Annotated in this window: 21 protein-coding genes and 2 tRNA genes; 12 read left to right on the top strand and 11 right to left on the bottom strand. The window is 67.6% G+C overall.

What is annotated here, in order from left to right:
• Positions 1-10: 10 nt before the first annotated feature.
• The 3 genes from HNP73_RS19940 to lipB all read right to left on the bottom strand — a co-directional run bounded on the left by HNP73_RS19940 (position 11) and on the right by lipB (position 2,229).
• The gene (locus HNP73_RS19940) at positions 11-490 is read right to left on the bottom strand and encodes a tripartite tricarboxylate transporter TctB family protein (protein ID WP_184154274.1); all 480 of its coding nucleotides are present in this window, start codon (positions 488-490) and stop codon (positions 11-13) included.
• Complete coding sequence (locus HNP73_RS19935) at positions 487-1,434, bottom strand: Bug family tripartite tricarboxylate transporter substrate binding protein (RefSeq protein WP_184154271.1); 948 nt, start codon at positions 1,432-1,434, stop codon at positions 487-489. The genes HNP73_RS19940 and HNP73_RS19935 overlap by 4 nt, the downstream gene beginning before the upstream one ends.
• 78 nt (positions 1,435-1,512) lie before the next feature.
• Entirely contained in the window at positions 1,513-2,229 is a 717-nt protein-coding gene (lipB, locus tag HNP73_RS19930) for a lipoyl(octanoyl) transferase LipB (RefSeq protein ID WP_184154268.1), read from the bottom strand.
• A 278-nt stretch (positions 2,230-2,507) separates the two neighbouring features.
• Here lipB and HNP73_RS19925 point away from each other — a divergent pair.
• Positions 2,508-2,594 (top strand) — tRNA-Leu (locus HNP73_RS19925).
• A 257-nt stretch (positions 2,595-2,851) separates the two neighbouring features.
• Here the strand turns inward: HNP73_RS19925 and HNP73_RS19920 are convergent.
• Entirely contained in the window at positions 2,852-4,012 is a 1,161-nt protein-coding gene (locus tag HNP73_RS19920; protein WP_184154266.1) for a deoxyguanosinetriphosphate triphosphohydrolase, read from the bottom strand.
• Positions 4,013-4,262: 250 nt separating this feature from the next.
• Between HNP73_RS19920 and HNP73_RS19915 the strand changes: the two genes are divergently transcribed.
• From HNP73_RS19915 to HNP73_RS19895, 5 genes are read left to right on the top strand one after another with little or no spacing between them, the layout of a single operon-like run.
• On the top strand, positions 4,263-4,517 hold the full coding sequence (locus tag HNP73_RS19915) for a hypothetical protein (protein WP_184154263.1): 255 nt from the start codon (positions 4,263-4,265) through the stop codon (positions 4,515-4,517).
• Positions 4,502-4,891 carry a hypothetical protein gene (locus tag HNP73_RS19910; RefSeq protein WP_184154261.1) on the top strand — a complete coding sequence of 130 codons (390 nt, stop codon included), beginning with the start codon at positions 4,502-4,504 and terminating at the stop codon, positions 4,889-4,891. Before HNP73_RS19915 ends, HNP73_RS19910 begins: the two co-directional genes overlap by 16 nt.
• Positions 4,888-5,973, top strand: coding sequence for a sulfotransferase (locus HNP73_RS19905; protein ID WP_184154259.1), 1,086 nt, complete (start codon positions 4,888-4,890; stop codon positions 5,971-5,973). The genes HNP73_RS19910 and HNP73_RS19905 overlap by 4 nt, the downstream gene beginning before the upstream one ends.
• Positions 5,970-7,244, top strand: a complete 1,275-nt coding sequence (locus HNP73_RS19900; protein WP_184154257.1) for an arylsulfotransferase family protein — start codon at positions 5,970-5,972, stop codon at positions 7,242-7,244. The genes HNP73_RS19905 and HNP73_RS19900 overlap by 4 nt, the downstream gene beginning before the upstream one ends.
• A gap of 51 nt (positions 7,245-7,295) precedes the next feature.
• A complete protein-coding gene (locus HNP73_RS19895; RefSeq protein ID WP_425486651.1) occupies positions 7,296-8,567 on the top strand; it encodes an MFS transporter in 1,272 nt (423 codons plus the stop codon).
• 19 nt (positions 8,568-8,586) lie between these two features.
• Here the strand turns inward: HNP73_RS19895 and HNP73_RS19890 are convergent, their stop codons facing one another.
• Positions 8,587-9,207 (bottom strand): MlaC/ttg2D family ABC transporter substrate-binding protein, encoded by a 621-nt coding sequence (locus HNP73_RS19890; RefSeq protein WP_184154253.1) that lies wholly within the window; start codon positions 9,205-9,207, stop codon positions 8,587-8,589.
• Complete coding sequence (locus HNP73_RS19885) at positions 9,194-9,919, bottom strand: MlaA family lipoprotein (RefSeq protein ID WP_184154251.1); 726 nt, start codon at positions 9,917-9,919, stop codon at positions 9,194-9,196. The genes HNP73_RS19890 and HNP73_RS19885 overlap by 14 nt, the downstream gene beginning before the upstream one ends.
• A 324-nt stretch (positions 9,920-10,243) precedes the next feature.
• Here HNP73_RS19885 and HNP73_RS19880 point away from each other — a divergent pair.
• Positions 10,244-10,319 (top strand) — tRNA-Val (locus tag HNP73_RS19880).
• A gap of 4 nt (positions 10,320-10,323) precedes the next feature.
• Here HNP73_RS19880 and HNP73_RS19875 read toward each other — a convergent pair.
• From HNP73_RS19875 to HNP73_RS19860, 4 genes are all read right to left on the bottom strand, one after another.
• Positions 10,324-10,662: a hypothetical protein gene (locus HNP73_RS19875; RefSeq protein ID WP_184154249.1), complete on the bottom strand. Its 339-nt coding sequence runs from the start codon at positions 10,660-10,662 to the stop codon at positions 10,324-10,326.
• 4 nt (positions 10,663-10,666) lie between these two features.
• A complete protein-coding gene (gene glpX, locus HNP73_RS19870) occupies positions 10,667-11,632 on the bottom strand; it encodes a class II fructose-bisphosphatase (RefSeq protein WP_184154246.1) in 966 nt (321 codons plus the stop codon).
• Between the two features lie 141 nt (positions 11,633-11,773).
• Positions 11,774-12,295: a GNAT family N-acetyltransferase gene (locus HNP73_RS19865; protein WP_343063376.1), complete on the bottom strand. Its 522-nt coding sequence runs from the start codon at positions 12,293-12,295 to the stop codon at positions 11,774-11,776.
• Between the two features lie 2 nt (positions 12,296-12,297).
• A complete protein-coding gene (locus HNP73_RS19860; protein ID WP_184154243.1) occupies positions 12,298-13,584 on the bottom strand; it encodes a homoserine dehydrogenase in 1,287 nt (428 codons plus the stop codon).
• A gap of 179 nt (positions 13,585-13,763) precedes the next feature.
• Between HNP73_RS19860 and HNP73_RS19855 the strand changes: the two genes are divergently transcribed.
• From HNP73_RS19855 to HNP73_RS19840, 4 genes are all read left to right on the top strand, one after another.
• Complete coding sequence (locus tag HNP73_RS19855) at positions 13,764-14,192, top strand: VOC family protein (RefSeq protein WP_184154240.1); 429 nt, start codon at positions 13,764-13,766, stop codon at positions 14,190-14,192.
• Between the two features lie 6 nt (positions 14,193-14,198).
• Complete coding sequence (locus HNP73_RS19850) at positions 14,199-14,825, top strand: LysE family translocator (protein ID WP_184154237.1); 627 nt, start codon at positions 14,199-14,201, stop codon at positions 14,823-14,825.
• A gap of 1,230 nt (positions 14,826-16,055) precedes the next feature.
• On the top strand, positions 16,056-18,470 hold the full coding sequence (gene gyrB, locus HNP73_RS19845; RefSeq protein WP_184154234.1) for a DNA topoisomerase (ATP-hydrolyzing) subunit B: 2,415 nt from the start codon (positions 16,056-16,058) through the stop codon (positions 18,468-18,470).
• 123 nt (positions 18,471-18,593) lie between these two features.
• Positions 18,594-19,430: a protein NO VEIN domain-containing protein gene (locus HNP73_RS19840; protein ID WP_425486650.1), complete on the top strand. Its 837-nt coding sequence runs from the start codon at positions 18,594-18,596 to the stop codon at positions 19,428-19,430.
• A gap of 21 nt (positions 19,431-19,451) precedes the next feature.
• Here the strand turns inward: HNP73_RS19840 and HNP73_RS19835 are convergent, their stop codons facing one another.
• Positions 19,452-20,351 carry a LysR family transcriptional regulator gene (locus tag HNP73_RS19835; RefSeq protein WP_184154231.1) on the bottom strand — a complete coding sequence of 300 codons (900 nt, stop codon included), beginning with the start codon at positions 20,349-20,351 and terminating at the stop codon, positions 19,452-19,454.
• 185 nt (positions 20,352-20,536) lie between these two features.
• Between HNP73_RS19835 and HNP73_RS19830 the strand changes: the two genes are divergently transcribed.
• The gene (locus HNP73_RS19830; protein WP_184154228.1) at positions 20,537-21,259 is read left to right on the top strand and encodes an isochorismatase family protein; all 723 of its coding nucleotides are present in this window, start codon (positions 20,537-20,539) and stop codon (positions 21,257-21,259) included.
• Positions 21,260-21,301: the final 42 nt, after the last annotated feature.

Here is a 21,301-nt window from a genome sequence, read left to right as displayed (position 1 = left end):
GCGGATCCCCTCAGGGCACGAGGCGTTCCAGCGGCCCGGCGGGCAGCGACAGCTGCAGCACGTCCGCGAAGATGACCCAGACGACGAGCGAGAACACCACGCCGATCGGAATGGTGACCCAGAGCGGGCCGCGGCCAAAGCCCCGCGCGGTCAGCGCGAAGAGAAAGCCCGTGGCGATAGAGAAGCCCAGCGGCTTCAACAGGAGAATCTGCGCGACGAGGCCGCCGACGATCCAGAGCACCGGCGCGAGCCGCTCGGGTTCGCGCTCGGGGAAGCCGCCGCGCAGCGCCGAGACCGCCGTCCCGACCGCGAGGGCGGCGAGCCCGGCCGCGACCGCGTAGGGAAAGGTGGTCGGGCCGACGCGGGTGTATTGCGCCGTCACCGGCATCGCGCGAGTCGAGAAGAAGATGACCGCGGCGAGGATGGCGAGAAGCAGCGCAATGACGAGGCCGCCCCGATCGGGACGGCCGGACGCGCCGCCTCCGCTCATTTCACCAGACCGATGGCTTTCAGGATGGTCGCCGTCGCTGTCGTATCCTCGGCGAGCTGGTTGCGGAACTCCTCGCCGGACTGGAAGCGGTCGATCCAGCCGCGATCGGCCAGCGCCTTCTTCCACGACTCCGACTGCGCCATCTTCGTGATGTCCGCGGTGATCGCCGCTTCCTGCTCGGGCGTGATGCCCGGCGCGGCCGCGACCATACGCCAGTTCTCGAGACTGACGTCAACGCCGGCTTCCTTCAGGGTCGGCGCGTCGAGGCCCTCGATCCGCGCGTCGCCGGAGACCGCGAGCGCCCGCAGAGTGCCTGCCTCGATCTGGCTCTCGAACTCGCCATAGCCGGAGACGCCGACAGTGACCTGGTTGCCGAGGATCGCCGCGAGCGCCTCGCCACCGCCGGAGTAGGCGATGTAGTTGACCTTGGTCGGATCGACGCCCACCGCCTTGGCGATGAGGCCGGCGGCGATGTGGTCGGTGCCGCCCGCCGAGCCACCGGCCCAGGAGACCGCGCCGGGATCAGCCTTCAGCCTGGTGACGAGGTCGGCCATCGTCTGGATCTCGCTCGACGCAGGCACGACGATGACTTCGGATTCACCGGTCAGCCGCGCGATGGGCGTGACCATCGTGAGATCGACCGGTGACGCATTGGTCAGGATCGCGCCGAGCATCACGTAGCCGCCGACGATCAGCGCTTCGGGGTTGCCCTTCGACTGGTTGACGAACTGGGCGAGCCCGATGGTGCCGCCGGCGCCCGGGACATTGGTCACCTGCACGTTGCCGGCGATGCCTTCGTCCTGCATCACGGTCTGCATGGTGCGCGCGGTCTGGTCCCAGCCGCCGCCGGGCGCCGCGGGAGCAATGAGGGTGTAATTGGCAGCGAGAGCCGGCACCGCCAGGACAGCGGCAAGCACAACGCCGGAGAGCGATCGAAGCAGCATCGGACAGTCTCCCTTGGCCGGGGTCATCGAGGCCCCGTTGTGAAGACGGTAGACCGGCGCGTCGCGTCGCGCCAGCATTCAATCCGATTGATTTTCCATCGCCGGAATCGGGCCGAACACTTCCTCGAAGGTGCGCGCCAGCGCCACGTCGAGGTCGGCCATCGTCACCGGCAGGCCGAGGTCGACGAGGCTGGTCACCCCGTGCTCCCGGATGCCGCAGGGTACGATCCCCTCGAAATGCGAGAGGTCGGGCTCGACGTTGATCGCGATGCCGTGGAAGCTCACCCAGCGGCGCAGGCGCACGCCGATCGCCGCGATCTTGTCTTCCGCCGCGCTGCCGTCGGCCTGTGCCGGGCGGTCGGGGCGCACGACCCAGACGCCGACCCGGCCGGTGCGCCGCTCGCCGCGCACCGAGAATTCCGCAAGGGTGCGGATCACCCAGTCCTCCAGCTGGCGCACGAACGCGCGGACGTCGCGGCCGCGGCGGTTCAGGTCGAGCATCACATAGGCGACCCGCTGACCCGGCCCGTGGTAGGTGTATTCACCGCCGCGCCGGGTCGGGTAGACCGGGAAGCGGTCGGCCTCCAGCAGATCCTCCGCCCGTGCCGAGGTGCCGGCGGTGTAGAGCGGCGGATGCTCCAGCAGCCAGACGAGTTCCGGCGCCGTGCCGGCGATGATCGCCTCGACCCGCGCCTCCATCTCGGCGAGCGCCTGCGGATAGGGCACGAGCCCCTCGGACACTTTCCACTCCAGTGCTTCCGGGGCGGGGGCGGTGATGCTGGCGGCTTCGACCATTCGGGAGTCTCTCGTGGTTCGGCGCGAATCAAACGGGAGCGCTCTCAGTCTTCTTGGGCAGCAAAGCCGGATATTTCGAGCGGATTCGGCCCGAGCCCGGCCGTGAATTTCCGCCCGGGATTTGCCCGCACGCCCGCCTCAGGGGGACGCGGAGACAGCCGCGAAACGGCCGGCAGTCGGCGCAGATAAACCTGTCGCACAGGCGTCATTTTCTGTCGCCGAAACCTGCGTGTCGGCACTTGTGGCGGCGTGAAGCCTTTGCTAGAAGCCCGCGCAGTGCGGTTGTGGCGGAATTGGTAGACGCGCAGCGTTGAGGTCGCTGTGGGCTAACCCCCGTGGAAGTTCGAGTCTTCTCAACCGCACCATTCTACCTTCGTTCGCGCGTTCCGGCGCAGCATTACCTCAAGCTGCCCGGACGCGAACCGGGGCCCGCCTGGGCTCCCCATGCGGTTGCAGATGCCGCGGCTCACCACTCCTCAAAACAGAGCGCCCTAGAGACGCAAGCCCGTGTCGACGCCCGTGGCGAAGTCGCGGAAAGAGCCGGAGCGGCAATGGGTTCTGATGACCCTCAACGCGCAAGCCGGCGCCGGCTGAAGACCTGCGCGCGCATATCCCCCGGGGCTCAACCCTTGACGAAGGGGTCGATCAGCTTGCGGTGTTCCTGAAGGGCAAAGCGGTCGGTCATGCCGGCGATGTAGTCGGCGACGACCCGCGCCCGGCCGGTGCTGTCGAGGGCAGCGCAGGCGTTCCATTCCGAGGGCATGAGCTCGGGCGCCTCGGAGAAGGTGCGGAACAGTTCCTCCACCACCACGCGCGCCTTGCGGCGCATCCGCTGCACCGTCCAATGGCGGTACATCCGCACGTAGAGGAAGCGGCGGATCGCCTTCAGTTCGGTGAACGTGCCCTCGGAGAAGCCGATCACCGGATGCCCGAGGTGGCGGATCGCGTCGGCGCTCCCCGGCGCGGCCTCGGCGAGGCGCTGCTTGCTGGAGGCGAGCACGTCCTCGACCATCAGCCCGAAGAAGCGCCGCAACGCCTCGTGCTGGCGCCGGCTCGGCGCGAGGCCCGGCCAGCGGGCGTCCACCGCCGCAACGCAGGGGCCGATGAGCGGCAGCTCGCGCAGGTCTTCCAGCGTGAAGAGACCGGCGCGCAGGCCGTCCGCGAGATCGTGATTGTTGTAGGCGATATCGTCCGCCACCGCCGCGACCTGAGCCTCGGCGCTGGCGTGGGTGGCGAGGTCGAGATCGAAGCCGGCGTTGGCATCGGCAAGTGCGAACGGGATCTCTCCCGTGACCGGGTCGGGCAGCACGGGGCCATTGTGCTTGGCGATGCCTTCGAGGGTCTCCCACGTGAGGTTCAGCCCGTCGAAATCGGCGTAATGCGCCTCGAGTTTCGTGACGATCTTCAGGGCCTGGGCGTTGTGATCGAATCCGCCGTAGGGCGCCATCAGGGCGGCGAGGGCATCCTCGCCGGTGTGGCCGAAGGGCGGGTGGCCGAGGTCATGGGCCAGCGCGACCGCTTCGGCCAGTTCCTCGTTCAGCCCGAGCACCCGGGCGATGGTGCGGGCCACCTGCGCCACCTCGATCGAGTGGGTAAGGCGCGTGCGATAGTAGTCGCCTTCATGCTCCACGAAGACCTGCGTCTTGTGCTTCAGCCGCCGGAAGCCGGACGAGTGGATGATCCGGTCCCGGTCACGCTGAAACGGCGAGCGATGAGCCGATTCCGCCTCGGAAAACCGCCGGCCCCGGCTGGCGTCGGGAAGGGTAGCGAACGGTGCGGTCATCAGCACATCCATGCGGGTCCGATGCCCTCTTAACCCATTGTGCCGGGACCCGGAAGCCGGCGCCATTCGGCGGGATTTCGCCGGTATGTTGGACAATCGAGGCAAAACGTACGACATTATCTCCAAAGCGGGCCCTGCAGGTGTCGTTTCGGTGCGAAAAACATGCGCCCTTCGGGTGTCGTACGTTGGTCGCGTGGAACGCACGCGCATGGCCCATCGTTTGTCCAGTGACCGAGAGAAGGGGTTCGCCATGTCACACCGTCCCATTCTACAGGGCATGATCGCCTCGGCGCTTGCGCTCGTCCTGATCCCCGGCATCGCCGCGGCCTATGTTGGTCCGGGCGCCGGGCTGACCGCGATCGGCACCGTGCTCGCGCTGATCGGCGCGGTGTTTCTCGCGATCGTGGGATTCGTCTGGTATCCGGTGAAGCGTCTGCTGCGCGGCTCGGCGTCGAACGCCAACGCCCCGGAGGGCCGGAATTCCGACGAGTGGTCGGGCAAGTGATCGTCGCGGCGCTGATCGCAGCGATCCTCGTCTTCGTCGTCGTGCTGCGGCTGCTCGATGCGGCCGGAGCCGGGGGCCGGGCGGTCGCAACTGCGCGCAGCGCGGCCGCCTCGCTGCGGAATGGCGCCCTGTCCGATGACGAGAAGGAACGCGCGGCGCGTCAGGCTGCGGCGGGTCTGTTTCGCGGCTTCATCGCCATCACGCTGATCGGCGGGGCTGCCGTGGCGGCCTCCGCGGCCCTGATCTGGGCGGGCTCGGCGGCGGGCCTCTATCCGCTCGACGCGCTGCTCGCGACGGCGGTGGGCTGGCCGTTCCTCATTGCCTCAATGGTCGTGGGCACGCTGGCCTGGGTCGCCGTGGAGCGCCTGACATGAGCGGCGCGGCCCCCTATGGCAGGCTCGACCGGGCAATGCACCGTCTCGGGTTTGGCACGCTCGGGCTGCAACGGCGCCTTGCCGGCGCCGAGACGTCGATGTTCCGCGACCGGATCGACCCGGCCCATGCGCGGCGGCCAGTCTTCATCACGTCGCTGCCCCGGGCGGGGACGACGGTCGTGCTCGAGGCGCTGACCCGACTGCCGGAGTTTGCCAGCGCCACCTACCGGCACATGCCGTTCCCGCTGCTGCCGCTGCTCTGGACCGACGCGAGCCGTCGTTTCCGCCAGCGGTCGGCGCTGGGCGAGCGGGCGCATGGCGACGGGCTCGACGTGGGGTTCGACAGCCCCGAGGCGTTCGAGGAACCGCTCTGGATGGCGTTCTGGCCGAAGCACTACCGCGCGACCGGGATCCTGCCGTGGGAGGCGGACGAGCGCGATCCGGGCTTCGAGCGCGCGTTCCGCCAGCACATGGCCAAGGTCGTCGCCGCCGGGACAGAGGGCGCGACGCGGTATCTCTCGAAGAACAACGCCAACATCGCCCGGCTGCCGCTCCTCGCCGCGACCTTCCCCGATGCCGCGGTGGTGGTGCCGGTGCGTGACCCGCTGTCCCACACGGCGTCGCTCCTGCGGCAGCACAGGCGCTTTGTCGAGTTGCACGCCGAGGACGACTTCGCGCGGACCTACATGGAGGGGCTCGGGCACTTCGAGTTCGGCGCCGCCCTGCGGCCCATCACTTTCGCAGGCCCGGCGGACATCGCTGCGGCCGACGATCCGGCGTTCTGGCTGGAGTACTGGTGCGACGCCTACGAGGCGGTGCTGCGCAACGCCGGGCGGCAGGCGATCTTCGTCTCGCTCGACCGGCTGTCGGGCGATCCGCTGCGGCAGATCGGCGAGCTTGCCGCCGCGATCGGCGCGGAGGCGGACGGTGAGGCACTTCGGACGGCGGCCGAGGTCTTCCGGCCTCAGAGCGGGCGACCGGTGGACAAGCTGGCACTGCCGTCGGCGCTGGTCGAGCGGGCGCGGCGGCTGCACCGCGCGCTGCTGGACCGCTGCATCGGAGCTGGGGAGGCTGCGGCATGAGTGATCGCAAGGCGGCAACGGTCTTTCTCGCCTCTGCCATGGCCCTGTCGGTCGCCTATGGCGTGGCGGCGGCGCGCAACGACTGGTTTCCGAACCCGCAGGTGAGCCTGGCGCTCGATACCGTGCGGGATCTCGGCGCGAACTGGCGCAACGATCTCGAACTGGAGCCGACACGGCATCTCGTTCCGGCGCGCAACGCCGGCCGAGACGAGGCGGAGCGCTACCGCGTGGAGCGCCCGGAGGCGGTCGAGCCGGGCTATGTGCTGATCGCCGGGCTGAGCGAGCAGCAGGAGACCTCCGCCTTCGAGGTCGGGCTCTACGACGGCGCAGGGCGGATGCTGCACCGCTGGCCGGTCGACTATCGCCGGCTCGACCCGGACGGGCCGAAGCCGCTGCACGTGATGCTTCACGGGATGGAAGTGTTCGACGACGGCTCGCTCGCCGTCACCTTCGACGCCGGTCGCGCCATTGCGCGGCTCGACGCCTGCGGCAACGCCACCTGGGTGAAGCGCGGCAACTACCACCACTCGATTTCCTCGGACGGCGAGGGCGGACTGTGGGTCTGGCGGGACGAGGCGATCGAGCGTCTCGACGCCGCGACCGGAGAGGTGACGAAAACCCTCGATCTGCGACGCGACATCCTGCCGGCCAATGGCGGTCAGGATGGGGTCTTCTCGGTGCGGGCGACGATCGACGGCAACGGCGAGGGGCTGGCCTATCCGTCCGACCCGTTCCACGCGAACGACGTGGAGCCGCTCCGGCCGGAGATGGCGGCGGCCTTTCCGATGTTCGAGGCGGGTGACCTGCTCATCAGCCTGCGGGAGCTCAATCTCGTGGCGGTCATCGACCCGGAAAGCGGCGCCCTGCGCTGGTGGCAGCACGGGCCATGGCTGAAGCAGCACGATCCCGACTTCCAGCCGGACGGCACCATCACGGTCTACGACAACCACACCGGATCGGGCGCCTCGCACATCCTGCGAATCGATCCCGCGACCCGCGCAGTCAGCACGGTCTACGCGGGAACGGAGGCGACGCCGTTCTACAGCTGGCAGCGCGGCAAGCATCAGATGCTGCCGGACGGCAACGTTCTCGTCACCGAGGCGGAGCAGGGGCGCGTCTTCGAGGCGGCGCCTGACGGCGGGCTGGTCTGGGAACGCGACATGGGATGGGACGCGAATCGTAACATGATCGTGACCGAAGCGCGCTATGTGCCGGCTGAATTCTATCCCGACGGCCCGCCAAGCTGCATGGATCTGGTGCCCGGCATCTGAGATCCTGACGGCAGACTGGCCGTGGGGCGGGGTTGCATCATGCAGCAACGCATGCGACGAGAGAGCGAGGCCGTCTGCGCCGGCCCGCTTTTCTCCCCCCGGGCCCTAGTGATGTCGATTTCAACCGCTTCTCCGACGACCACCCCCGAAACCCGTACTGCGCTGTCGGTGCTGTTTGCACTCAGCGCGTGCCATTTGCTGAATGACACCATTCAGTCGCTGCTTCCGGCGATCTATCCGGTGTTGCATCAGAATTATGCGCTGACCTTCACCCAGATCGGCGTGCTGCACTTCGTGTTTCAGGTGACCGCGTCGCTGCTGCAGCCGGCGGTGGGCTTTGTCACCGACAAGCGGCCGATGTTCCGGCTTGCGACCATCGGCATGGGGGCGAGTCTCCTCGGGCTCGTCATCCTCGCGTTCGCGACGCAGTACTGGGTGCTGCTGCTCGCCGCGGCGTCGATCGGCATCGGGTCGTCGATCTTCCACCCGGACTCCTCGCGCAACGCCCGCGCCGCCTCGGGCGGGCGCTATGGCTTCGCGCAGTCGCTGTTTCAGGTGGGGGGCAACACCGGCTCCGCGATCGGACCGCTTCTCGCGGCCTACGTCGTGCTGCCGTTCGGCCAGTCGTCGATCGCCTGGTTCTCGGTGCTGGCACTGACCGGCATGGTGCTGCTCTGGAACGTCGGATCCTGGGCCAAGGCGCTGCACGCGCAGCGGAGTTCCGGGCCGAAGGCCAAGGCACCCGAATCGGCGCTGCCACACCGCAAGGTGGTGATCGTGATCGGCATCCTCGCGCTGCTGGTATTCTCGAAGTACCTCTACCTCGCGAGCCTCACGAGCTACTACACGTTCTTCCTGATCGAGCGTTTCGGCGTCTCGGTGCGCGATTCGCAGCTCCTGCTCTTCGTCTTCCTCGGCGCGGTGGCGCTCGGCACCTTCGCGGGCGGGCCGATCGGCGACCGGATCGGGCGCAAGGCGGTGATCTGGGTCTCGATCCTCGGCGCGCTGCCGTTCACGCTGGCCCTGCCTTACGCCAACCTGTTCTGGACCGCGGTGCTCTCGGCGATCATCGGCGTCGTGCTTGCCTCGGCGTTCTCGGCGATCATCGTATACGCTCAGCAGCTGGTGCCGAACCGGGTGGGGATGATCTCGGGGCTGTTCTTCGGCTTCGCCTTCGGCGTCGCGGGGGTCGGAGCGGCGTTCCTCGGCATGGTGGCGGACGCAAAGGGCATTCTCTTCGTCTACCACGTCTGCGCGTTCCTGCCGCTTATCGGGCTGGTAACGGTGTTCCTGCCGGCGGACAACGCGATCAGGCGTCGCTGACCGCCGACAGGGGCGCCCCTCAGGTCGTGGACTTCAGCTGCGCGATGAGCTTGTCGAGGCTGCCACCGGCAGCCTCGAGCATGGAGCCGATGTTGGCGCGCTCGGACGCCAGCATCGAGACGCCCTCGATCACCAGATTCACGACCTTCGGCGAGCCGCTCCCCGAGCTGATCTGCCAGTCGACGTTCACCGTCTCCTGACCCGGCCGCAGGACCTGGCTGTTCACCAGCACGCCGACCCGGCCGCCATCCTTGGCGCCGGTCACCTTGATCTGGGCGTTCTTGTACTGGCGGAATTGCTTGCCATAGCGGCGCGACAGGTAGTGCGAGAACGCCTGGATGAACGACTGCTTCTGAGTCGAGGAGGCGCTGCGCCACGGCGGGCCGAGCACGCTTGCGCCGATCGCGCTCATGTCGGCGTACTGGCCGAGGAGGCTCTCGAACGAGGACAGGATCTGCTCGTCGCTTCGACCGGAGTTCACGAGCTGCGTCAGCTGGTCCGAGAGGCTGGTTACCAAGGTCTGGGCCTGCGCGGTCGCCTGGGCGTGCGCAGGGGCTCCGAAAGCCGCCAGCGCGCCGGTGGCCGCGAGGCCGAGCAGCAGGTCGCGGCGGCCGAGGCCGCCGGATTTACTCAGTTGCATAAACATCCTCCAAGGTATCGACACTGGTGCCACCGCCGAGAGACGCCCGCATCCTCTGCAGGTAGGCGATGCGTGTGGCATCGTAGCTGTTGGCGGACTGGTGCAGGAGCGCCTCGATGATCGAGTCCATCTCATAACGCTTTCTGACCAGATCAAGGCCGCCCACCACCGTGAGGCCCGTCAGCGCTTCCTGCGGCAGGACCCAGTTGAGCGGATCGCTCACGATGTCGAGGCCCCAGGCCGTCCAGTCGCGTTCGGTGCCGGGGCCGCCGAGCGGGATCTCGAGATAGCCCCCTTCGGGCACGCCCCATGCGTAGAACGTCTCGTTGAAGCCGTTTTCCTCGTACGGCAGGTCCATGTCCTTGGCCGGGTCGAGGATGCCGCCGAGACCGAAGGTGGTGTTGACGAGGAAGCGGGTGGTGGACTTCGCCACCTGGAGCCCGTCGCCCTGCAGCGCCGACTGCACCACGTGCCCCGGAAGCTTCCAGTTGTCGCGCACGTTCGTGATACCGCGCCGCAGGAGCGGCGGCGTCACCTCGCCGTAGGCGCGCGCCACCGGGCCGACGACGACGCGGTCAGCCGCGACGTTCACCTTGTGGGCGGTCTGGTTGAAGCTGCGATGCGGATCCCAGTCCAGGTCGTTGGGGGCCGGAGCAGTGGTGCACCCCGCAAGAAGGAGTGCAGTTCCCGCCGCCGCAATGAGTTTTCTCAAATCCGTTGTCCCCTTCCGCTCGCCTCAGTCGCTTTGCTTCCCGCAGAAATGCCCTCAATCCCGGCGGGATCAAGCCTACCGGCGAATTTCCGCGGACGTCCGGCTCGACTTAACGCATACGTCATGATACGTGTAGTGGACATTTATCCAGTCACATTGGTTGCGGAGATACAGATGCTGATCGTCGGAACAATTTCGATCATCGTGCTTTGCGCTCTCTACCTCCAGCAGCGTGCCGAAAGCCGGCACGACGACCGACACCTCTAGCCCCGAAGGGCGCTCTTGCTTCCCAGTCACCCGCCGGGGTATCAGCCGCGCTCAGATGGGTGATTAGCTCAGTTGGTAGAGCGCCTCGTTTACACCGAGGATGTCGGCGGTTCGAGTCCGTCATCACCCACCATCCATCACCTGCCATCGCCCCCGCGGTCCGGTTCCTGCCGGTTTTCACGCTCCGGCAAGTGCATTCCGTCGTTCCAGTCGTTCGGCCGCAGTCGCCGCTTCGTGACCGGCTCGCCCATGGAGAGGCCGACGAGCCGGCGGATGCCGCTCGCCAGGCCGAAGCAAGCGCCGATCACCCAGATCACGAGAAAGATCGCCGCGCCGATGTCGCCGGACCACGCGGCCCCGCCGAACGCCCAGATCGCGATGAAGATCGCGGCGCACCAGACGATCAGCCAGAGCGCCATGAATCCGATCGAGACCTTTCGTCCGCGATCCGGCTCCCCCGGGTCCGGCGCGGCCATCGCTTCAGTGGTTCCGCTGGCGATAGAGCAGGCGGCGCAGCGAGCCGGTCTTCGAGCGCATGAGAATCGTCTCGGTTTCCAGCCACTCGCCGTCACGCCGCGCGCCCGAGACGATCGAGCCGTCGGTGACGCCCGTGGCGGCGAAGATCACGTCCTCGGTCACCATCTCGTCACGCGAGTAGATGCGGTCGAGGTTCTCGATGCCGGCACTGCGTGCCCGCTTCTTCTCGTCTTCGTTGCGGAACAGCAGCCGGCCCCACATCTGTCCGCCCATGCACTTCAGCGCGGCCGCGGCGAGCACGCCTTCCGGGGCGCCGCCCGAGCCCATGTACATGTCGATGCCGGTCTTCGCGGCTTCGGCGCAGTGGATCACGCCAGCCACGTCACCGTCGGTGATGAGGCGGATGCGCGCGCCGGTCGAGCGGATCTCCTCGATCATCGCCTCGTGGCGCGGCCGCTCCAGGACGCAGAGCATGATGCCCGAGGCGTCGGTCCCCTTGGCCTTGGCCAGCGCCTTGATCCGCTCGGTCGGCGACATGTCGAGGCTCACCACGTCCTTGGCGTAGCCCGGTCCGATGGCGAGCTTGTCCATGTAGACGTCCGGCGCGTGCAGCATCGAGCCGCGCGGCCCCATGGCGATCACCGCGAGCGAGTTCGGCATGTCCTTGGCGCAGAGCGTGGTGCCCTCCAGCGGGTCGAGGGCGATGTCGACGCCCGGGCCGTTGCCGGTGCCGACTTCCTCGCCGATGTAGAGCATCGGCGCCTCATCACGCTCGCCCTCGCCGATCACGACGACGCCCTTGATGTCGAGGAGGTTGAGCTGCGTCCGCATGGCGTCGACCGCCGCCTGATCGGCCGCCTTCTCGTTGCCCTGGCCCACCAGCTTTGCCGCGGCAATGGCCGCTGCCTCGGAGACCCGGGCGAGCCCGAGGGACAACATACGGTCGGCGAAGATGGGATCGTCGGACATTCGGGCCTCTCCTGGTACTCTTTTCGCCTGCGTTTTAGGCGAAGCGGGCGCCCTCGGGCAAGGGAGGGGGTTGGTCGCCGCCGAGATCAGTGGCCCGAGATCAGGCGCCCGAGATCAGGGGCCCGAGATCAGAGTCCGAGATCACGGGAGCGTCCGGCCGCCTTCGCCGAGCGGGCGCTGCATCATCACCGTGTCCACCCAGCGACCGAACTTCAGTCCGACGTCGCGGAAGATGCCGACGTGTTCGAAGCCGCAGCGCCGGTGAACGCCGATCGAGCCGGCGTTGGCGCTGTCGCCGATCACCGCGAGCATCTGCCGCGCGCCCGCCGCCTCGGACCGGGCGATGAGCTGTTCCAGCATGCGGGTTCCGAGCCCCTGACCCTGCGCCGCCGCGTCGAGATAGATCGAGTCCTCCACCGTAAACCGATAGGCCGAGCGGTCGCGGAACGGTCCGGCGTAGGCGTAACCGACGATTTGACCGTCCGCCTCGGCGACGAGCCACGGCAGGCCGCGGCCGGTGACATTGGTGAAGCGCCGCGCCATCTCGTCGACGTCGGGCGGCACTTCCTCGAACGTCGCGAGACCTTCGAGCACGTGGCGGCGGTAGATCGAGCCGATCGCGCCCATGTCGGCAAGCGCCCCCGGCCGGATCACCGTATCCACCCTCAGAGTTCCTCGATGCGGATCGCCACCGGCGCCTCACGGCAGACGTCGAGCCCGGCGATCGTCGCCAGCGCGGCGTCCAGCCGGGCACGCTCGGTGCGGTGCGTCACGATCAGCACCGGTGCCTCCGGTCCATCGTGCTCGACCTGACGCATCCGGTTGATCGAGATGTCCGCCTCGCCGAGCGCGGTCGCGACCTTGGCGAGAACCCCCGGCGCGTCGGCCAGCAGGAAGCGCAGGTAGTAGGACGCCTGAGCGCCGACTCCGGGCCGGGCAGCGGGAATGAGGCTGGCGGAAGGGCGGCCGAACGGCGGGATGATCAGCCCGCGGGCGATGTCGACGATGTCGCCGACGATCGCCGAAGCGGTCGGCCCCTCGCCGGCGCCGGGGCCGGAGAGGACGATCCGGCCGACGAAGTCGCCCTCGATCACCACCATGTTCGTCACGCCCTCGAGCTGGCCGATCGGCGAGCCGGCCGGGACGAGGCAGGGCTGCATCCGCGCCTCGAGCGCCTCGCCGGTCACCTGCGCCACCCCGAGCAGCTTGATGCGGTAGCCGAGTTCGGCCGCGTGCTCGATGTCGGCGAGGCTCACCCGCTCGATCCCCTCGACGATCATCGACTCGAGATCGACCGGCGCACCGAAGGCGATCGTCGCGAGGAGCGCGAGCTTTTGCGCCGCGTCGATGCCGCCCACGTCAAAGCTCGGGTCGGCCTCGGCATAGCCGAGGCGTTGCGCCGCTTCGAGGACCTGCTCGTAGGGCGCATCCTCGGCCTGCATCCGGGTGAGGATATAGTTGCAGGTGCCGTTCAGCACGCCCATCACCCGACCGATGGCGTTGCCCGCCAGCCCCTCGGTCAGCGCCTTGACGACAGGGATGCCGCCGGCCACCGCCGCCTCGAAGCGCAGCGCCACGCCCTTCGCCTCGGCCACGGCGGCCAGAGACGTGCCGTGGCGCGCCATCATCGCCTTGTTGGCGGTGACGAAGTGCTTGCCGCCCTCGAGTGCCGCGAGCGCCGTGGCGCGGGCCGGGCCGTTCTCGCCGCCCATCACCTCGACCACGAGATCGACGTCGTCGCGTTTCGCCAGTGCCACGGGATCATCTTCCCAGGCATAGGCGGAGAGGTCGATGCCGCGGTCACGCCGGCGGGACCGGGCGGAGACGGCGGTGATCTCGATCGGGCGGCCAGCGCGCGCGGCGAGCAGATCGGGGTGCGTCTGGAGCATCCTGACGACGCCGGTGCCGACGGTGCCGAGGCCGGCAAGCCCGATGCGGAGCGGTTCGGTCATCGTCACTGATCCTTGACTGGGGAGAATGCGCCCTTCTCGTAGTCGAGGCGGTTTCGCGCCGCAAGCGGGGCGGCTTGTGGCGCGCGATGATCCGCAGAGCTTCGGGGCCGGCCGCACGCAGAACCTATCGCGCATGAGGTTGCCGGGCTAGGGTGCGGCAACCCCTCGGGAGGCGCGCCATGTTTCCGAAATCGATCAGCCTCGTCACCCTCGGCGTCTCCGACCTCGCCCGGTCGCGCGCGTTCTACGCCGCCCTCGGCTGGGAGCCGCACACCGCTCAGGAAGGCGTCGTCTTCATCCAGCTCGCCGGTCAGGTGCTGGCGCTCTTCGGCGTCGACGATCTCGCCGACGACATGAAGGCGCCGCGCGGCAGTCTCGGGCGGGGCGCGGTGACGCTTGCGCGCAACTTCGCCACCGAGGCCGAGGTGGACGCGGCCTTCGCGCTGGCGCTCGATGCCGGGGCGAGCGCGCTGAAGCGGCCGGAGAAGGTGTTCTGGGGCGGCTATTCCGGCTACTTCGCCGATCCCGACGGCCACGTCTGGGAGCTGGCGATGAACCCGTTCTGGCCACTCGGACCGGACGGCACGCTGACCCTGCCCGACGCCTGACGCCCCATGACGATCGCCCTCAGCCAGCTCGGCAGCTACGCCGCGGCGCTCGCGGTGCTCGCCGCGACTCCGGGGCCGGTCGTCGCGGCGCTGATTGCCCGCGCCGCAACGGGTGGCGTTGCCGCCGCGGTTCCCCTCGCCGCCGGGGTCGCGATCGGCGACGTGGCCTGGCCGCTTCTCGCCATGCTGGGTCTCGGCATGCTCGCAACCGTCTGGGCCGGGTTCCTGACGGCGCTCCGGCTTTTCGGCGCGGCGATCCTGATCTGGATGGGCATCAGGATGGTCCAAAAGGCCCCGGCCGCCGCCCTCCGCGCGACCGCAGGCGCCCCGGCGCGCGAGCGCCCGCTCACAGGCTTCCTCGCCGGCCTCTCGGTCATCGCCGGCAACCCGAAGGCGATCCTCTTCTACCTCGGCATCCTGCCTGGTTTCTTCGACTTCCGCACACTGACGCCGCTCGACATGGCGCTGATCTGCGCCGTCTCGGCCGCGATCCCGTTCCTCTGCAACCTCGCCTGGGCGGCCCTCTTCGCCCGCGCCCGCCGCTGGCTCGCCGATCCGGTGGCGATGCGGCGCACCCACATGGCAGCAGGCGCGGCGCTGATGCTGGTGGGTGTGGCGATTGCGGTGGGCTGAGGGGCGCTATATCGATATCGGTTCTGCCGCGAGGAACTGCCCTTCCTCATCGTAAGTTCGGATGACGCGATGGGCCAATCTGATCCGCATTCCCCCTGAACCTCTTGCAGCAATGCGGCCACCGCATCCCGGGTGAATGCCGTTTGTATGCCAGGCATCAGATCGAGTTCTGTCGCATGATGATGGTATATTGAGATAATATGCATCATAAGATCCGCACATCAGGCAGACTGGTAGCCTGCCATTCATGGAGATCTTTTCAATGACGCTTATTTTCTTCAGGTCCTGGACGAGATAGTCGCGCATTTTTTGATCGGATTGGCTGAGCTTGATCCACCGACGTGGGGAGAATCGATGCGGTGACAGTCTCTTCAAGGCTTCCTCTGCACTGACCTTTCTCCGTAGGACGTCGTCCAGGGATGGCAGGCGCTCGAGCGGTACTACAGTGCGACAGTCCCGACATACCCCCATACTCCTGTCAACAGGAGAACTAAGATCTTCTGGAATTCGATACTCGAAATATCCCCAAGATTTATATGAATATTCCGTCATATGGCATGCCGTGCACTCGAATATATAGTACGTCATGGACATGATCCATTCATCTCCTTATCGCGACCGTACCGCCGGAGAGCGCAGATTATCCTGAGTTTGTTTTCTGGTCACTCCCGGAGAGGTAGGTTCAGAGGGTGGCGAGAGACGGATTTGGCAGGGATTAGATCCGTCCGCGACTGCCCCTGTCGCGCCGGGATGGGTTGCTGCCGGTGGCGGGCAACCGGCGGCCGGGGTGTTGGCGGGGACGGTGACGCCTGCTGGATTTGGCGGGTGACAAATCCAGCCGCGCACGCCCCTCCCGGGGGCGGGCGAGCGCCCGCCAGGGGCGCGCACGTCTGGATTGGCGCGCTTCGGCGGAAATCTCGACCCCTGACGGCCTCCGCGCGTCCCGCGCTCCCCGCCGTCGGCGCGGCGAACGCCGTGCGTTCGCTTGTCGCGCCGGGACTCGCGCGCGCTCGTCTTTCTCCGGCCGATGGGCGCGTGGGGCGGGGCGCAAGCGGGCGATGGGGTGTCGGCGGAGACCCGTCCGTCCGAAGATTGCCCCGGCGGCCGCGAGCGCCTATATAACGTCTTGGCGGCAGCGACTATTCGCCCGTACGCCCGTGCTTTCCCGATGCGTGACATCACTGGCACCGCCCGGTAAGGTGCGGCACCACTGCCAAGGACTTCTCTCGTATGTCAGAACCCCTCCGCGTGTCCGACGAGTATGGCGCCGATTCCATCAAGGTTCTCAAGGGACTGGAAGCGGTTCGCAAGCGGCCGGGGATGTACATCGGTGACACCGACGACGGCTCGGGCCTGCACCACATGGTCTACGAGGTCGTCGACAACGGCATCGACGAGGCGCTGGGCGGCTGGGCGAGCGAGGTCTCGGTGACACTGCACGCCGACGGCTCGGTCAGCGTCAGCGACAATGGCCGCGGCATCCCGGTCGGCATCCACGAGGGCGAAGGCGTGAGTGCCGCCGAGGTCATCATGACCCAGCTCCACGCCGGCGGCAAATTCGACCAGAACAGCTACAAGGTCTCCGGCGGCCTGCACGGCGTCGGCGTCTCGGTGGTGAATGCGCTCTCCGACTGGCTGGAGCTCACCATCTGGCGCGAGGGCTGGGAGCACGTCGCCCGCTTCGAGCGCGGCGAGACGGTGATCAGCCTGCACCGGGTGAGCGAGAGCGACAAGCGCGGCACGATGGTGCGCTTCCTCGCCTCGACTCAGACATTCTCCAATGTCGAGTACAGCTTCAAGACTCTGGAGCACCGGCTCCGGGAGCTTGCTTTCCTGAACTCCGGCGTGAAGATCTCGCTGACCGACCGGCGCCACGCGGAGATCGAGCAGGTCGAACTCTGCTACGACGGTGGCGTCCGGGAGTTCGTGAAGTATCTCGACCGCTCGAAGACCCCGCTGATCAAGGAGCCGATCTTCATCACGGGCGAGACGGCCGGCATCGGCGTCGAGGTCGCGCTCTGGTGGAACGACAGCTACCACGAGACGGTGCTGCCCTTCACCAACAACATCCCGCAGCGCGACGGCGGCACGCATCTGGCGGGCTTTCGCGGCGCGCTGACCCGGACGATCAACGCCTATGCCGGCGAGAGTGGCCTCGCGAAGAAGGAAAAGGTGCAGCTCTCGGGGGACGATGCCCGAGAGGGGCTGACGTGCGTGCTGTCGGTGAAGGTGCCGGACCCGAAATTCTCGAGTCAGACCAAGGACAAGCTCGTCTCGTCCGAGGTGCGGACCGCGGTCGAGAGCCTCGTCAACGAGAAGCTCGCCGAGTGGTTCGAGGAGAACCCCGCCGACGCGCGCATCGTTGTCGGCAAGATCGTCGAGGCGGCCCTTGCCCGCGAGGCGGCGCGCAAGGCGCGCGAGCTGACGCGCCGCAAGACGGCGATGGACGTGGCGAACCTGCCGGGCAAGCTCGCTGACTGTCAGGAGAAGGACGCCTCCAAGGCGGAGCTCTTCATCGTCGAGGGTGACTCGGCCGGTGGCTCGGCGAAGCAGGGGCGCAGCCGTCAGAACCAGGCGGTGCTGCCGCTCCGGGGCAAGATCCTCAACATCGAGCGTGCGCGCTTCGACCGGATGCTGTCGTCGGAGGCGATCGGCACGCTGATCACCGCCCTCGGCACCGGAATCGGGCGGGATGAATTCGATCTCTCGAAGCTGCGGTACCACAAGATCGTCATCATGACGGACGCGGACGTCGATGGCGCGCACATCCGCACGCTCTTGCTCACGTTCTTCTTTCGGCAGATGCCGACGCTGATCGAGGCGGGGCATCTCTATATCGCCCAGCCGCCGCTCTACAAGGTGGCTCGCGGGCGCTCGGAGGTCTACCTGAAGGATCAGGCGTCGCTCGATGCCTATCTGATCGACGCCGGGCTCGACGGCGCGGTGCTCCGGCTCGGCTCGGGCGCGGTGGTGGCGGGCGCCGATCTCGCGCGGGTGGTCGAGGAGGCGCGCACGGTGCGCGCGACGCTGAACGCCTTCCCGTTGCAGTATCCGCGCGCGGTGCTGGAGCAGGCGACGATCGCCGGTGCGCTCCTGCCCGGCGCCATCGACAATGACCCGCAGGGTGTCGCGGACGCGGTGGCGGCCCGGCTCGACCTGATCGCCCTCGAATACGAACGCGGCTGGCAGGGGCGGCCGACGCAGGACGCAGGTCTCCGGCTCTGGCGGACCCTGCGCGGCGTCGATGAGGTGCGCCTGCTCGACGGCTTCGCCCTGCGCTCGGGCGAGGCGCGCCGGCTCGGCGCGATGACGGCGGGCCTGCAGGAGATCTACGGCGCTCCGGCGGCGCTGGTCCGAAAGGACCGCGAGCAGGCGATCTTCGGGCCGACCGAGCTTCTCGACGCGGTGACGCGCGAGGGTGAGAAGGGCCTGTCGCTGCAACGCTACAAGGGTCTCGGCGAGATGAACCCCGAACAGCTTTGGGAAACGACCCTCGACCCGGAGGCGCGCACGCTGCTGCAGGTGCGCGTCGAGGATCTGGCGGACGCCGACGACGTCTTCACCAAGCTCATGGGCGACGAGGTCGAGCCCCGCCGCGAGTTCATCCAGACCAACGCCCTCAGCGTGGCGAACCTCGACTTCTGACGAGGCTGCTTCCCACACTGCCTGTGAACCGCACGGGGCCGCGAGAGCGGCCTCTTGAACCCGTTTCTCCCGACAGATACTCGTAATGCTCTAATCGGGAACCGGGGACTGGGAGGTAGCCGGGTGTCCGAAGGGCGCGCTGGTCAGGACTGGAGCGAGCAGGAGATCGACCTGATCGTTGCTGACTACTTCGCCATGCTCGCCATGGAGTTGCGAGGCGAGCGCTACGTCAAGGCACACCGGAACGCAGAACTGCAACGGCTGACGGGTCGTCGGCGGGGGGCCATCGAGTTCAAGCACGAGAACATCAGCGCCGTCTTGCGCGAACTGGGAGAGCCATGGATCCGAGGCTACATGCCGATGCCGAACTATCAGAACGCGCTTGTCGACGGCGTTGAGCGCTATCTGGATGCTCGGACGGTTCCCATCGCGCCGACGAAGCCCGCGCAGGGCCTTTCTGAGGATGCCGCGTTGTTCATTGGGCCGGCCCCGCTGCGTACTGTCCGGACGACGCCGGAGATGACCCGGGATCTGGAGCGGCTCGTCAGGAAATTCGACCCCGCCGCGCGTGACGCGAAAAATCGCGCGCTCGGCAAGAGCGGGGAGGAGCGCGTTCTGCGGTCGGAGCGCGCACGCCTTCGCGCGGCAGGGCGCGATGATCTGGCCCGAAAGGTCCGGTGGGTCGCTGAGGAGGAGGGCGACGGTGCAGGGTACGATATCCTGTCGTTCGCCGGCAGCGGAGAAACGCGATTCCTGGAGGTAAAGACGACGGCCGGACCCGACAAGACGCCGTTCTACGTCTCCAGCAACGAGAAAGCGTTCTCGGAAGAGCGGCCCGCCGAGTTCCGGATCTTTCGCCTGTACGATTTCGCCCGCGAGCCGAAGGCATTTCTGATCGCGCCGCCCCTCGGTGATCATCTCAATCTGACGGCGGCGAACTATCGCGCCGCTTTCCGCTGAAGCTCTTCACCGAGCGCGTCCTCAGAGTGGCGCCGGGAGCCTTGTCGCGACCTCGACGAAGCGTTGCGTCGGGCCGGAGCGGTTGGTGCGTTTCCAGACGAGGACGGTCTCGATCCTGAAGTCCGAGTGCTGGATCGGGCGGGCCTCGACGTTGCGGCCGAGGAAGGCGAGGAGGTTCTCGGGGTAGATCGTCACGCCGAGGCCGGCGGCCACGAGGCCGATGAGGGCGAGGGTGTTCGACGCCTCGAGCCGGACCCGCAACGCGACACCGACGCCGTTGAAGAGCTCCGAGAGTCGCCAGCGGTATTCGCCCCACTCTTCCATGTCGCCGAGAATCATGTCGGCGTCGGCCAGGTCGGAGGGGCGCACGCTCGGCAGGCGCAGGAGCGGGTGGTTGAGCGGGCCGACGAGATAGAGCGGGTCGCTGGCGAGGCGGACGGCGTTGTACTCCGAATGCACGAACGGCCCGATCATGTAGCCGATGTCGATCTCGTCATTGGCAAGCGCGAGCTTCTGCCCCTGGGTGCGGATGTAGCGGAGCTTCACGTCCACATGGGGGTGCAGCTTGCCGAATCGCGCCACCGTGCGCGGCACGAGTTCGGTTGCCGCGAAAGCCATGTAGCCGACGCGGACGGTGCCGGTGTGTCCCTCGGCGATTCCCCGGGCGGCTGAGATCGAATCGGCGTAGCCGTTCAGCAGCGCGAGGTTGTCCTTGTAGAAGCGGCGGCCGGCGGCGGTGAGGCTCACCTCGCGCGTGGTGCGCTCCAGAAGCCGGAAACCCAGTGTCTGTTCAAGCTTCTGGATGCGGCGGGAAAGGGCCGACTGATCGACGTGCAGCCGCTCCGCGCTGCGGCGGAAGTTCAGCTCGTCCGCGACGACGAGGAACGAATAAACGAGATCGAGGCCGGCCGGTATCTCCATCGGGGGTCTCCGTTCGACTGATGCATCACATGCAATAATAGATGCCGAGTCGGCAATTCCTCTTCGGCGGCGACGAGCGCAGATTTGGTCTCGGGAAACGGGCGGCGCTGAGGCCGCACAAAACCCCGACACGATGAAACTTCTTGTAGTGCCGACGCTTACGCGGTTCGGCAGGGGAGACGCTCATGTCCGACGTGGACGCCAAAGAACTCGATCGCATGCTCAACGAGGCTTTCGCTCAGGCGAGCAAGCTCTACCAGGAACGCGGCTTCCAGCGCCGTGTCGGCTTCGGCAAGCGCCCGGCGCTCGTCAGCGTCGATCTGGCCAACGCCTGGACCCGTCCGGGCAATCCCTTCACCTGCGACCAGGAGAAGATGGACAACGAGATCATCCCCGGGATGCAGCGCCTCCTGGCCGCGTGCCGCGCCAACGGCCACCCGGTGATCCATGTCACCACCGCCTACGAGATCACCGACCGCAACGCGCCCTTCACCGACATGGGCCTGTGGCACAACAAGATCCCGGTGGACGTCGTCGATCTCGCCAACAAGGATCTCTGGGCGATCGACAGCCGCATCGCGCCGGTCGAGGGTGAGTACACCCTGCTGAAGAAGCGCGCCTCGTCGTTCCACGGCACCGAGCTTGCGGGCATCCTGCGGGCGAACGGCGTCGACACCATCCTCGTCACCGGCGTGACCGCCTGTGCCTGTGTGCGCCAGACGATCTGCGACGGCATCGCCGACGGCTTCCGCACCATCGCGGTCAAGGAGTGCATCGGTGACCGCGTGCCCGGCGCCGTGGCGTGGAACCTCTTCGACATCGACGCGAAGTTCGGCGACGTCCACACGGTGGACGAGTGCGTCGCCTACCTCGAAAACGTCGGCTCGGAGAAGCTCGCGGCCGAGTAAGGCCTTCCGATTTCAGCGCGGAGCGGCGATATGCCGCTCCGC

The organism is Amaricoccus macauensis, from assembly GCF_014201905.1.
In the GTDB taxonomy this organism is placed as follows: domain Bacteria; phylum Pseudomonadota; class Alphaproteobacteria; order Rhodobacterales; family Rhodobacteraceae; genus Amaricoccus; species Amaricoccus macauensis.
The sequence above is the reverse complement of the archived record's forward strand: the minus strand, read 5'-3'. Positions and strand labels throughout refer to the sequence as shown.